A 12,607-nucleotide genomic window follows, 5' to 3' on the forward strand; every position below is an offset into this window, starting at 1 on the left:
CGCCTTGCGCAACCCGCAAGGCGCTTTTTTGTCAGCTTGGCTTCACTGCTTGGGGCCGGCCGCAACGATGGCGTCTGACACGTCAAACTTTTTGAAGTTCTCCACAAACTGGCCGATCAGCTCGGCGGCTTTAGCGTCGTAGGTTTCGGTGCTGGCCCAGGTGTTGCGCGGGTTCAGCAATTTGCTGTCAACGCCCGACACGCGAGTTGGCACGCTCAGGTTCAGTGTTGGCAAGTGCTCGGTTTCCACATCGTCCAGATCGCCATTTTGAATGGCGCTGATCAGGGCACGGGTAGTGGGAATGCTGAAACGCTTACCTTCGCCGAAGGAGCCGCCGGTCCAGCCGGTATTGACCAGGAATACCTTGCTGCCGAATTCGTCCATCCGCTTCATCAACAATTCGGCATAAACACCGGCCGGACGCGGGAAGAAGGGTGCACCAAAACAGGTAGAAAAGGTGGACTTCAGTTTTGACGAAGAGCCCATCTCGGTTGAGCCCACCAGAGCGGTATAGCCGCTAAGAAAGTGATAGGCCGCCGCTTCTTTGCTGAGAATTGATACCGGAGGCAGAACGCCGGTCATGTCGCAGGTCAGAAAGACAATGTGCGACGGCTCGCCGGCCAGGTTTTCTGCAACGCGCTTTTCGATGTGCTCGAGCGGGTAGGCGCAGCGAGAGTTTTCGGTCAACGACACGTCGGTGTAATCTGGCTCGCGAGTTTCTTCGTCAATCATCACGTTCTCGACGATGGCGCCGAAACGGATCGCGTCCCAGATAATGGGTTCATTCTTCTTGCTCAGGTCAATACACTTGGCGTAGCAGCCGCCTTCGATATTGAAAACGGAGCCGGGGCCCCAGCCGTGCTCGTCGTCGCCGATCAGATAACGCTCCGGATCTGCAGACAGGGTGGTTTTGCCGGTGCCAGACAGGCCGAAGAACAGGCAGGTTTCACCGTTGTCGCCCACGTTGGCGGAGCAGTGCATGGGCAGCACGTCTTTCTCCGGTAACAGGAAGTTCTGCACCGAGAACATGGCTTTTTTCATTTCGCCGGCGTAGCGCATGCCGGCCAGCAAAACCTTGCGGCGGGCAAAGTTGATAATAACGGCGCCGTCACTGTTGGTGCCGTCACGCTCGGGCACGCATTTGAAATTGGCAATATTAAGAACCTGCCACTCCTGCTTGTCAGCCGGGTTGTAAGTGTTCGGACGTATAAACAGGTTGCGGCCGAACAGGTTATGCCAGGCCAGCTCGGTGGTCATCTTGATGGGCAGGTAGTGCTCGGGATCAGAACCCACGTGCACAAAAGATACGAAAGAATCCTGCTCGGCTACGTAAGCTTCAACTCTTTCCCATAGGGCGTCGAACTTGTCGGCGTCGAACGGGCGGTTGATCGGGCTCCAGTGAATATCATCAGCGGTACTGGGCTCTTGCACGATATAGCGGTCCATAGGCGACCGGCCTGTGCGTGCTCCGGTTTTAACCACCAGCGAGCCATTTGCAGCCAGTTGGCCTTCATTGCGCGCCAGTGCTTGTTCAACCAGCTGTGCTGTTCCTAGCTCTTGATAAGATTTGCTCACTGCGATCTCGCCCTCGGGTGTCTTGGTGATTGCCAGGGCCGCACCGGAAGCGGTGGAAAACTGAACAATCGAGTCAATCTAGGCTCGCTATTATGCCAGACGCGTCAGTAAAAAACGACTGCCATCAAGGTCTGCCGGGTGGCCTTTTTGCGGCCGCTATAGTTACCCGTTAACACCCGCTCAGTGCAGGGTGTGGCCGGTAAATAACTGGTCTATGTCGATACGGTCAAAACGGTAGTGTGCATGGCAGAACTGGCAGTTCATTTCAATGGAGCCCTGTTCTTCCAGAATGCTATAGCATTCCTCGCTCCCAATCGCTTCCAGCGCGCTCATTGTGCGCTCTCGGGAACAGCTGCAGCGGAAGGCCACCGGTTCCGCGTCAAATACCCGCACGGTTTCTTCGTTGAACAGGCGGTGGAGTAGTGTCTCGCTGTCCAGTTCAAGCATTTCGCTGGCTTCCACGGTGCGTGCCAGGTGATTGATGCGCTCCCAGAGTTCGTCATCTTCCTGGGTGTGACCGGGAAGGCGCTGCAACAGAAGACCACCGGCTTTGTCTTCGCTGGCAAACAGCAGCAACGATGTGGCAATTTGTTCGGAGCGCTCGAAGTATTCTTCCAGGCAGCCAGCCAGGCTGTCACGTTCGCGGGGTACAACACCTTGGTATCGCTGGCCCTGGTCCGGCGTGATGGTAATGGCCATGCGGCCGTCGCCCAGCAACTGTTGGAAATCACCGTCGCCGATGGCCTGATCGTCAAACCGCGCTACTCCGCGTACGAAGCGGTCGTGGCTGCATTCCGACATTAGCGTTTGCACAGGGCCATCACCTTGAGCCTGTAATGACAACGCACCGTTAAACTTCAGCGTGCTGCTCATTAACACGCTGGCCACCAGCGACTGGCCCAGTAATTGGCGCACAGATTCCGGGTAGGGGGCCTGACGACCGATTTGCTGATAACTTTCATCCAGCTGTACCCAAGCCCCGCGAATCTGGCTGTTTTCAAATATAAAGCGCTGGAACTGATCGCCGGACGCCATTGTGTGTCTCCTGAAAAATCGTAAAATAAAGCGGCTGCTAGAGCCCGTTGTGTTCGCGAAACCGGTCGATGTCGCGGCGGTCCTTTTTTGACGGGCGCCGTGCCGGCGGCAGCTGGGAGGTTTGCAGGGTTTTGCGTTGCAAGGCCAGGTCTTCGCGCTTTTTCACGCTGTCTTCGGTTTCGTGATAAAGCAGGGCCGCTTCCGCCGCCCCACGGCGGCGGTCGCTGATATCGTCTACCATCACAATTTTTTCTTGCCAGCCCAGCCGTATCGACAGTTCCGCTCCGGCTTCCATCAGTTTGCCGGGCTTGCAACGCTGGGTGTTGTAACGCACTTTGCCGCCTTCCACCGCGTCTTTGGCCAGCGCACGAGTTTTGAAGAAGCGCGCTGCCCATAGCCACTTGTCCAGCCTGACGCGGTCATCGTCGTTTTTGTTGGGTGTAGCCATGTCATCTCACCTTTTGCTGCGCGAGTTGATTATAACGGTGTCATCCCGCAGATGGCAGGGGCCGTTGCTTCTGCAGTTGTGGCAGTACTTCATCGAAGTCATGAATGCCGGTGATTTGCGGGTGAGCGCGATTGGCAGGCTGCTGGCTGTCTGGTGCCAGTACCGCCAGCAGTTGTGCAATACCGGCTTTGGCGGCGCTTTCAAGCACGGGAAAACTGTCGTCTACCATCAGAGTGCGGCTGCGATCGTAGGGGGTCACACGGTGCAGTGCTTGCCAAAAAGCAGGGTCTTCCTTGGGTTTGCCAAGCTGATGGCTAGACACTATGTCGTCAACCAGGGTGTTCAGGCCGGTACGCTCAAGTTTCATGGCCAGGGGGTCCGGGTGGCAATTGGTGGCAATCACCGTATACAAGCCGCGTTCGCGCAGGCTGGATAGAAACGCCCGCACATGGGGCCGATAGCCCACACGCTCACCCACCTCGGCTTTCAGTCCATTGATGTCCATGGACAGCTGGTTGCTCCAGTAATCGGTGCAGTACCAGTTCAGCGAGCCTCGCTGGGCCATAATCAAAGCCATCAGCTGCTGTTTGGCTACCTGAGGTTGCAGATTGTTCTTCTGTGCGTAGCGCAGCGGCAGATGTTCCAGCCAGAAGTGGTTGTCGAAATGCAGGTCCAACAGTGTTCCGTCCATATCCAGGAACACCGTATCAAGAGTTGACCAGTTCACCATAAACAAAAATAGCCTGTGAGATTTCTCACAGGCTGCCTCAATTGATTGCGCCTGGCAACCCAGGCTTGTGCTGACTCAGGGCCATTGAAACGGGCTGAATCAGTTCGTTGGTTGCTCAACGGTATCGTGCTTGCGCCCGCTGCGGGTGCAGCCCAGACAGCGCTTAAATGTGGCTCGGGCCGGCCCTGCTACCAATACTTCGCCGGCTTCAGCGGTGTTGCCGCCCAGTAGTGAAAATGGCAGTGACACCAAGTACACCGCGCTGCCCACAATAGTCGTCGCCAACAGCAAAGGACGCACAATCAGTGCATCGGTCGTCATAGCCAGCGCAGAAGGGCTTTCATCTAGCGTGTTGGCGTGGCCGATGGCGGAAAACGAAAGCAGGCTGACGGCCATCATAGTCGTTAAAACAGTCGTCAAAATTCGGGTCAGCTTGCGGGCCATTCGATGTCTCCTGAGCGAAATCAGCCCTGATGAGTCACAAGAGCTATGATCGGCTGTTTTGTGTGGCTACTTAATTGAACAGCGGCCGCAACGATGGGTGTATTGCCAGTGTTCAGTTTAGCAGCGCTAGTCTGTAGCACTGTTAACTATGAAGCATATTTGCGCTTTTTCAAACGATTTTGGCAGATTGAACACGGCCTCAGCGCTGGCAACGGGTGCAGTATACCGTCGCCCGCTGATTCATGCGGATTTCCCGCAGCGTAGCCTGACATTCGGAACAGGGCTGGCCACCGCGGCCGTACACCAGCAGCGACTGTGCGAAATAGCCGGGCTGGCCGTCGCTGTTAACAAAGTCCCGCAAGGTGGTGCCACCCATCAGGATGGCGGCCATCAAGGTTTCCTGAATCACCTCGACCAATCGGTGGTAGCGGCTAAGGCTGATGCGTCCGGCTTGTCTTCGGGGGTGAATGCCGGCCTTGAACAGGGCTTCGTTGGCGTAAATATTGCCCACGCCCACCACCACATGGCCGTCCATAATAAAGGATTTGACCGCGGTGCTTTTGCCCCGGGAACGGCGAAATAAATAGGCGCCGTTGAATTCGGGCGCCAACGGCTCTGGCCCCAGGCTAGCGATCAGCGGATGAGTGCCGGGATTTGAGGACCACAGCCAGCAGCCGAAACGGCGTGGGTCGTTGTATCTCAGGCGTACACCCGAATGCAGCATCAGCTCCACGTGATCATGGGTTAACGCAGCGCTGTCGTCGGTAATGATTCGCAGGCTGCCAGACATGCCCAGGTGCACAATAACGCTGCCGCTGTCGAGATTCAGAAACAGGTATTTGGCGCGCCGCTCCACACTGCGTATCACTTCTCCTTCCAATCGGACACCCAGATCCTCTGGCACCGGCCAGCGCAATCGACCATTACGAACGCTGACAGAGCGAACGGTTTGGCCTTCCAGGTGGGGTGCTATGCCACGGCGGGTGGTTTCAACTTCAGGCAATTCGGGCAAGGTGATCACTCCGTCATAAAAAGCAGCGTCAGGCTGATGTTGTGTCGGTTATCCGAAACAGGCAGTAGCATACCTGCCCGGCGCTCTTTTGCCGCTGCAATTGCCAGCCGGCCGGCACCGCTGGGGTCGTCAGTTCACTTTCGTGTTCTAAATAAACCCAGCTACCGGGTTTGACCCAACCGTTGTCTGCCAGCGCGGGCAGCAGTCGTGTTAGCCAGCCCTGACGAAAGGGCGGGTCAATAAATACTATGTCAAAGCTTTCCCCCGGGCTCGCCAGAAAGGCGTCGGTGTCCTGGCGCACAACACGGGCATTGTCGGCCTGCAGAAGTGCAAGATTACTGTTGAGCGCTTTGACCAGTTCTGGCGTGTGGTCCACAAACACGCTGTGGGCTGCACCCCGTGATAATGCCTCTAGCCCGAGTGCACCGGAGCCCGCAAACAAATCCAGGCAGCGAGCCCCGGCCAGATGGAAACGCAACCAGTTAAAAAGGGTTTCGCGGGTGCGCGCCGGCGTTGGCCGCACACCTCCGCTGTCTGGAAATGTCAGCTTGCGACTGCGCCAGTCGCCGCCGATGATGCGTAATTCGCCCTGGGCGCCCCCATTAGTAGAGGCCGATTTAGGGCGCTGACTATCGGCGGCGTGTTGCTTGGGCAAAGGGCGCGGTGACTTGCGGCGCTGAGGCATGGCATGTGTCCTGAAAGGCGGTGTTTGGGCCGGCCCATGATAAAACAAAAGCGTCGCCGCGTGCGCTACCTCGCTAACCGGCAGCAGTCTGTTAGAATGGCGGCCTAATTTGTCCCGCTTATTTTTGGATTCAATGGTATGACTATAACGGCAGAGTGGATTTCAATTGGCCTCGCGGCCTTGCTTGTTTTGTTGTTCGTGCTGGATCTGGCCAGCAACCGGCGAAAGATTCCGCGCCCGCGCCCGTTCGAGTTGCGTCAGCCAGACTCGCAAGCCGCGCCTGCGCCGCAACCGCTGCCTGAAAAAAAGCCAGAGGTTGATGCCGAGCCGGCCGACACCGCCTTGGCTGAGCCCCAGTCTAAACAGGCGCCCATCGTACCCGAACCGGCAGCGTTCAAGCCGGAGGTTGTACCTCAACCGTTAGTTGAGCCAGAGCCCCAGATTAGCGTTCTTGAGCGCATTCGCCGCGGCCTGGGCAAAACCCGCGCTAGCTTTACCGGTGGCCTGGCGGATATGTTCTCGGCGGGCAAGAAGATTGACGCAGACTTGCTGGAAGAAATTGAAACCACGTTGTTAATGGCAGACGTGGGCGTAACCGCAACCACCGAAATTATTGAATCGCTGACTGAGAAGCTTAAGCGCGATCAGCTCAAAGACGGCGAAGCTCTGCGCCAGGCGCTGCGCGATCAGCTCCACGGTTTGTTGAAAGATGTCAGTAAGCCGCTGGTGATCGACCCTCAGGCAAAGCCTTATGTCATTTTAATGGTTGGCGTAAACGGGGTTGGAAAAACCACCACCATTGGCAAACTCACCAGGAAATTTCAAGACGAAGGCAAGTCTGTCCTGCTGGCCGCGGGGGATACATTCCGCGCCGCCGCCGTAGAGCAGTTGCAGGTTTGGGGCGACCGCAATAAAGTCCAGGTGATCGCCCAGCACACCGGCGCCGACAGCGCGTCTGTTATTTTTGATGCCATTCAGTCAGCCAAGTCTCGCGGCATTGACGTGGTCATTGCCGACACAGCCGGGCGTCTTCAGAACAAAGACAACTTAATGAGCGAGCTGGAAAAAGTCGTGCGGGTGATAAAAAAGCTTGATGCTGCAGCGCCCCACGAGGTCATGTTGGTACTGGATGCCGGCACCGGCCAGAACGCATTGAATCAGGCCCAGGTGTTTCAGCAAGCGGTGGGGGTCAGCGGCATCACGCTGACCAAACTCGACGGCACGGCCAAAGGCGGTATTGTGTTCGCGATAGCTCGCCAGCTGCAGCTACCAATTCGCTTTATTGGCGTGGGGGAGCAGGTTGAAGACCTGCGCAGCTTTGACGCCCGTGCATTCGTCGACGCTCTTTTTGACTAACGTTTGAGCGCTAACCACCAGGGATTGTGATGATCGAGTTCCGCCAGGTCACGAAACGCTACGACAGCGATCACACCGCGCTGCGACAGGTGAACTTTGCTCTTAACCGAGGCGAATTGGCGTTTCTGACCGGGCATTCCGGGGCGGGCAAAAGTACCTTGCTGAAACTGCTAATGGTAATGGAGCGCCCCAGCGCCGGTGAAGTATGGGTTGGCGGTCAGTTGCTGAACAGCCTGCCGCGGCGGCAAATCCCCTACATTCGCCGTCACATTGGCGTGGTGTTTCAGAATCACCAGCTGTTGTTTGACCGCACCGTATTCGACAACGTTGCCATGCCGCTGCAGGTCATTGGCGTTGCCCCGGGTGACATTGGTCGGCGGGTGCGCGCGGCCTTGGACAAAGTGGGCCTGCTGAGCAAAGAGAAGATGAACCCCCTGCAGCTGTCCGGTGGCGAGCAGCAGCGCGTTGGCATTGCCCGGGCGGTGGTGAATAAGCCGCCGGTGCTGCTGGCCGATGAACCTACCGGTAACCTCGACCCTGAGCTGTCTGCCGATATTATGAATCTGTTTGGCCAGTTCAGTCAGGTTGGTGTAACCGTGTTGATTGCCAGCCACGACATTACATTGATTAACGATATGAACCGCCGCACTCTAAGGCTAGACCAAGGCCAGCTGGTGGCTGATGGCCGCCCGCGGACGGAGGTTAACCATGGCTAAAGCGCCGGTACCGCGCCCCGGCGGCGCCCGTCAAAGCGCCTCGCCGCTGAAGCAGGTTGCGGGCAGTTATCTGGACCACCACCGCACGGTAGCCCGCGACAGCATAGCGCGCATGTGGCGTAACCCGGTGTCCAGCATGATGACCTGGGCCGTTATGGGCGTTGCGTTGGCGCTGCCGGTGGCGTTGTTACTGCTGCTGGCCAGTTTGCAGAATGTCAGTGCCGGTTGGGAGAATGGCGCGCGGGTGACGGTTTACCTTGGTCTTGAAACGCCTTTGCCGCAGGCCAATGCGCTGGCTGATCAGATAGACACCGACAGTCGGGTGGCGTTTGTAGAGCTGGTAGACCGCGAGCGTGCCCTAGCGGAATTTCGCGCCAGCTCCGGGCTTGCCGACGCACTGGATTTTCTGCAGGAAAACCCGCTGCCCCACAGCCTGTTGATTACACCAGAGGCGAGTTATCGCAGTAGCGACGGCGTGGCGACTTTGGTGGAGTACCTTCAAGGTTTGCCGACAGTGGAGCGGGTACAGGTGGATCTGGGCTGGTTGCAGCGGCTGAACGCCCTGGCCGGTCTATTGACGCGGGCTGCTACGGCGCTGGCAATCTTGTTAGCGGTTGCGGTCGTACTGGTTATTGGTAACACCGTGCGCTTAGCCATTGAAAGCCGGCGCGATGAAATTCTGGTGGCCAAACTGGTGGGTGGCACTGATGCCTTTGTGCGCCGCCCTTTTCTGTACACCGGCGCATGGTTTGGTTTGGGCGGCGGTCTAGTGGCCTGGCTGTTGTTGCTCATTACTTTCTGGTGGCTAAGCGCACCAGTGGCGAGGTTAGCGGAGTTATATCACAGTGATTTCGTTCTGCATGGGTTGGGCTTTGAAAACGCAACAATGTTGATTTTTGCGGCCATGGCTCTGGGTTGGCTGGGCGCCTGGGTGGCGGTGCGAAGGCATCTGGATGACATGGAGCCGGGAGACCATTAGAATAGGCCGCAGGAAGTCTATGAGCACCCGTATTTACCGCGTTTTAATGATGCGTTCAGGAACTTTCAGGGCATTTTATGGTCTTATATGCCATTGTCTGTTTTTACAGCGTACAGATTCGGAGGAATAAAGCATGGGCACAAGTTTACAGCTAATGGACAAGCTGGTTCCGGGCGCTAATCTCGAGTCTTACATTCAGGCTGCGAGTCGCATACCCATTTTAACCGTGGATGAAGAGCGTGCATTGTCGGCACGCCTGTATCATGAGGGCGATGTAGACGCAGCCCGCCAGTTGATTTTGTCGCATCTGCGCTTTGTGATTCATATTGCCCGCAGTTATTCCGGCTATGGTCTGAACCAGTCTGATCTGGTGCAGGAAGGTAACGTGGGCTTGATGAAAGCCGTTAAACGCTTCAACCCCGAATACGGTGTGCGGCTGGTGTCGTTCGCGGTGCACTGGATCAAAGCAGAAATTCACGAATTCATTTTGCGCAACTGGCGCATTGTGAAAGTGGCGACCACCAAAGCCCAACGCAAGCTATTTTTTAATCTGCGCGGCCAGAAAAAGAAATTGGCCTGGCTAAGCCACGATGAGCTAAACGCAGTGGCCGCAGACTTAGGCGTGGAAGCTCGCGTGGTGCGCGAAATGGAAGGCCGCCTGTCGTCTCACGATACGGCTTTCGACGGCCCGATGAACGATGACGAAGACAGCGCTTACCAGGCGCCGGCGTATTACCTTGAAGATCACCGCAGCAATCCGGCTACCCAACTGGAACGCTCCGACTGGACTGAAGATTCCAACGGGCGCCTGATGCAGGCTCTGTCCACCCTGGACGATCGCAGCCAGGATATCCTGCGCGAACGCTGGCTGTCAGAGACCAAATCGACCTTACACCAGTTGGCCGATCGTTACGGGGTATCTGCCGAACGCATTCGTCAACTGGAAAAAAATGCGATGAAGAAAATACGTCTGCACATGCAAGAAGCGGCCTGACTTTAGCGGCTTAACTGCAGTGTTAACAAGGCTCTGCCAATTAACGCCACCGCCGCTTTTGCGCCTGGTGGCGTTCTTTTAAGTGTTGCGTCGTCATAGGCGACAGCCTCTTACAAGATGGTAACTGGCCCAGCGGCCGGGTTATTCGTACCCTTGGAGCACTATCATAGGCCAGCGGGAGGAATACCGGTGAAAGCACTGGTCATAGAAGACGATCATGACGTAGCAAGTTACTTGGTGAAAGGCCTGCGGGAATCTGACTTTGTGGTGGATCACGCGGACGACGGCAAAACAGGCATGCTGATGGCAGCCAGCGAAGAATATGACATTATGATTGTCGATCGCATGTTGCCTGGCATGGATGGCCTCACCATCATCAAAACCGTTCGCGCCACCGGCAATCAGGTGCCCATTTTGATTCTCAGCGCCCTGGGCGATGTGGACGACCGGGTAGAAGGCCTGCGTGGCGGAGGCGATGACTATCTTACCAAGCCCTTCTCGTTTACCGAGTTGCTGGCCCGCATCGAATCGCTGATTCGCCGTAATCGTCAGGCAGCAGAAACCGAGACCGTATTGCATGTTGCCGATCTGGAAATGGACCTGTTGGCACGCACGGTGAAACGCGCAGGCCAGAACATTGACGTACAGCCGCGGGAATTCCGTCTTTTGGAATATCTGATGCGCAACGCCGGCCAAGTGGTTACCCGCACCATGCTACTGGAAAAAGTCTGGGACTATCATTTTGACCCCCAGACCAACGTGATTGACGTGCACATCAGCCGTCTGCGGGCGAAAATCGACAAAGAGTTCGATACGCCGCTGCTGCAAACCGTTCGCGGTGCCGGGTACATGCTGCGTGAAACTGCTTAGCCAGCTTAGAACGTCGTCGTTCCAGCTGGCACTTCTGTATATGGTGGTGTTTGCCACCTCGGTGTTCTTGCTTCTGGCGTTCATATACTGGCGTACGGCCGGTTTTATGACCGCCCAGACAGACGCCACGATTGAAGCCGAGATTGCGGGCCTCGCGGAGCAATACCGCGGGCGTGGGGTAAACGGCCTGATTACCATCATCCGTGAGCGTGTAGCCCGCGAACCCAACGCCAAATCGATTTATCTGCTGACCACCGACGAGCAGGTCAAGCTCGCCGGTAATATCCAGCAATGGCCGCAAAGCACCGCCACGGAATCCGGCTGGATCAACTTCAAACTCGATGAAAAAGTAGGCTGGATGGGCAGTCAGCGCCTGGCCCGAGCGCGAATTTTCGAAGTGCAGGGCGGTTTGCTGCTGTTGGTGGGCCGCGATGTTGAAGAGCTGACCAACGTTAAAAAGGTCATTGAAAACACCATCAACTGGGGCATGGGGATTACTCTTGCACTGGCCCTGTTGGGCGGTTTTCTGATGAGCCGCAGTACTACTCGCCGCATTGAAATCATCAATAACACCTCGCGCCGAATTATGAACGGGCACATGTCACTGCGTATTCCAAATCGCGGGACCGAAGACGATTTCGACCAGCTGGCGGAAAACCTGAATCAGATGCTCGACCGTATCGTGTATCTGATGGAAGGCATTCGCCATGTATCTGACAGCATCGCCCACGATTTGCGCACGCCGTTGACCCGTCTGCGTAATCAGCTTGAAAACACTCTTATGTCGGTCGATAACGACGAAGCCCGCGAGCAGGCCAGACGTGCGGTGGCCGAAGCCGACCAACTGCTGGCCACATTTAACGCCCTGTTGCGTATTGCCCGCCTGGAAAGTCGTGGCAACGCCGGGGATGTAAAAACCGTGGCGATAGACGCGCTGGTGGAAGACGCCTGCGAACTTTACGAGGCACTGGCCGAAGACAAAGACCAGAATTTCGAGCAAGAGCTGGAACGGGATGTCAATATTGAAGGCGACCGGGATCTGCTGTTCCAGATGTTCAGTAACCTGATTGATAACGCCATCAAGTACACTCCGGAACACGGCACCATTCGCATTGGTGTGCGCAAAGAAAACGACGAAGCGGTATTTTCGGTGCAAGACAGCGGTATTGGCGTGCCAGACGAAGAGAAAAGCCAGGTATTTCAACGCTTTTACCGGGTGGGTAAAAGCCGCTCTTTACCCGGTAACGGGCTTGGCCTCAGCTTGGTGAATGCGGTTGCGGAAATTCATCAGGGCCGTATTGAGCTGACAGACACTCACCCCGGCGAAGAATCGCCGGGATTGACCATTACCGTTCGTATGCCGCTGGTGATGAAAGAACGCAGAAAGCGGCGTAGAAAAGCCGTCAACGCCGCCAGCCCTGCTAACCCTGCGACCGACAGCAACAACCCCAAGATCTGAAAGCGGCGGGTTCAGCCCTGTTGTTTATTTCGCTTGAGTGGGCGTAACAGGCGATTCGCCCGCTGTTCAACCGTTTCACTCAGTTTTTCGAAGCGGGCTTTTTGCACATCAAAACGGACCTGTAAGCTGTCCCACTCGCCTTCCAGCTGTCTCTGCCCGTGCATCAGATAAGCCGCCAGATTATGGCGATTTACCTTACTGGTAATACCGAAACGGTCCAACTGATAACCCAGGGTGTCGACACCTTGTAGCGCCAGATCCTGTAGTTTTTGGCGGTTCATGACAGCCTCCGTTGTGAATGTAA

14 protein-coding genes are annotated in these 12,607 nt (G+C 56.4%); 6 read left to right on the top strand and 8 right to left on the bottom strand.

The window, feature by feature from the left end; genetic code table 11:
- Positions 1 to 42: 42 nt before the first annotated feature.
- The 7 genes from ATI45_RS16635 to rsmD all read right to left on the bottom strand — a co-directional run bounded on the left by ATI45_RS16635 (position 43) and on the right by rsmD (position 5,929).
- Positions 43 to 1,575: a phosphoenolpyruvate carboxykinase gene (locus tag ATI45_RS16635; RefSeq protein WP_098420750.1), complete on the bottom strand. Its 1,533-nt coding sequence runs from the start codon at positions 1,573 to 1,575 to the stop codon at positions 43 to 45.
- 180 nt (positions 1,576 to 1,755) lie between these two features.
- Positions 1,756 to 2,610: an Hsp33 family molecular chaperone HslO gene (gene hslO / locus ATI45_RS16640; protein ID WP_098420751.1), complete on the bottom strand. Its 855-nt coding sequence runs from the start codon at positions 2,608 to 2,610 to the stop codon at positions 1,756 to 1,758.
- Positions 2,611 to 2,647: 37 nt separating this feature from the next.
- Complete coding sequence (gene hslR / locus ATI45_RS16645) at positions 2,648 to 3,058, bottom strand: ribosome-associated heat shock protein Hsp15 (protein ID WP_098420752.1); 411 nt, start codon at positions 3,056 to 3,058, stop codon at positions 2,648 to 2,650.
- 40 nt (positions 3,059 to 3,098) lie between these two features.
- Entirely contained in the window at positions 3,099 to 3,788 is a 690-nt protein-coding gene (gene yrfG, locus ATI45_RS16650) for a GMP/IMP nucleotidase (RefSeq protein ID WP_098420753.1), read from the bottom strand.
- A gap of 99 nt (positions 3,789 to 3,887) precedes the next feature.
- Complete coding sequence (locus ATI45_RS16655) at positions 3,888 to 4,232, bottom strand: hypothetical protein (RefSeq protein WP_098420754.1); 345 nt, start codon at positions 4,230 to 4,232, stop codon at positions 3,888 to 3,890.
- A 199-nt stretch (positions 4,233 to 4,431) separates the two neighbouring features.
- A complete protein-coding gene (mutM, locus tag ATI45_RS16660) occupies positions 4,432 to 5,244 on the bottom strand; it encodes a bifunctional DNA-formamidopyrimidine glycosylase/DNA-(apurinic or apyrimidinic site) lyase (protein WP_098420755.1) in 813 nt (270 codons plus the stop codon).
- Between the two features lie 28 nt (positions 5,245 to 5,272).
- Positions 5,273 to 5,929 (bottom strand): 16S rRNA (guanine(966)-N(2))-methyltransferase RsmD, encoded by a 657-nt coding sequence (gene rsmD, locus ATI45_RS16665; RefSeq protein ID WP_098420756.1) that lies wholly within the window; start codon positions 5,927 to 5,929, stop codon positions 5,273 to 5,275.
- Positions 5,930 to 6,067: 138 nt separating this feature from the next.
- Between rsmD and ftsY the strand changes: the two genes are divergently transcribed.
- The 6 genes from ftsY to ATI45_RS16695 all read left to right on the top strand — a co-directional run bounded on the left by ftsY (position 6,068) and on the right by ATI45_RS16695 (position 12,303).
- On the top strand, positions 6,068 to 7,285 hold the full coding sequence (gene ftsY / locus ATI45_RS16670) for a signal recognition particle-docking protein FtsY (protein WP_228735998.1): 1,218 nt from the start codon (positions 6,068 to 6,070) through the stop codon (positions 7,283 to 7,285).
- A 29-nt stretch (positions 7,286 to 7,314) separates the two neighbouring features.
- The gene (gene ftsE, locus ATI45_RS16675; protein ID WP_098420757.1) at positions 7,315 to 8,001 is read left to right on the top strand and encodes a cell division ATP-binding protein FtsE; all 687 of its coding nucleotides are present in this window, start codon (positions 7,315 to 7,317) and stop codon (positions 7,999 to 8,001) included.
- The gene (gene ftsX, locus ATI45_RS16680) at positions 7,994 to 8,980 is read left to right on the top strand and encodes a permease-like cell division protein FtsX (protein WP_098420758.1); all 987 of its coding nucleotides are present in this window, start codon (positions 7,994 to 7,996) and stop codon (positions 8,978 to 8,980) included. Before ftsE ends, ftsX begins: the two co-directional genes overlap by 8 nt.
- Positions 8,981 to 9,113: 133 nt before the next feature.
- The gene (gene rpoH, locus ATI45_RS16685) at positions 9,114 to 9,974 is read left to right on the top strand and encodes an RNA polymerase sigma factor RpoH (RefSeq protein WP_098420759.1); all 861 of its coding nucleotides are present in this window, start codon (positions 9,114 to 9,116) and stop codon (positions 9,972 to 9,974) included.
- A 189-nt stretch (positions 9,975 to 10,163) separates the two neighbouring features.
- Positions 10,164 to 10,844, top strand: coding sequence for a response regulator transcription factor (locus ATI45_RS16690; RefSeq protein ID WP_098420760.1), 681 nt, complete (start codon positions 10,164 to 10,166; stop codon positions 10,842 to 10,844).
- On the top strand, positions 10,831 to 12,303 hold the full coding sequence (locus ATI45_RS16695) for a sensor histidine kinase (RefSeq protein ID WP_098420761.1): 1,473 nt from the start codon (positions 10,831 to 10,833) through the stop codon (positions 12,301 to 12,303). Before ATI45_RS16690 ends, ATI45_RS16695 begins: the two co-directional genes overlap by 14 nt.
- 11 nt (positions 12,304 to 12,314) lie before the next feature.
- Here ATI45_RS16695 and ATI45_RS16700 read toward each other — a convergent pair whose 3' ends face one another.
- A complete protein-coding gene (locus ATI45_RS16700; RefSeq protein ID WP_098420762.1) occupies positions 12,315 to 12,584 on the bottom strand; it encodes a hypothetical protein in 270 nt (89 codons plus the stop codon).
- Between the last annotated feature and the right edge of the window lie 23 nt (positions 12,585 to 12,607).

Origin of the sequence: Marinobacter sp. LV10MA510-1 (assembly GCF_002563885.1) — a bacterium.
Classification (GTDB): Bacteria; Pseudomonadota; Gammaproteobacteria; order Pseudomonadales; family Oleiphilaceae; genus Marinobacter.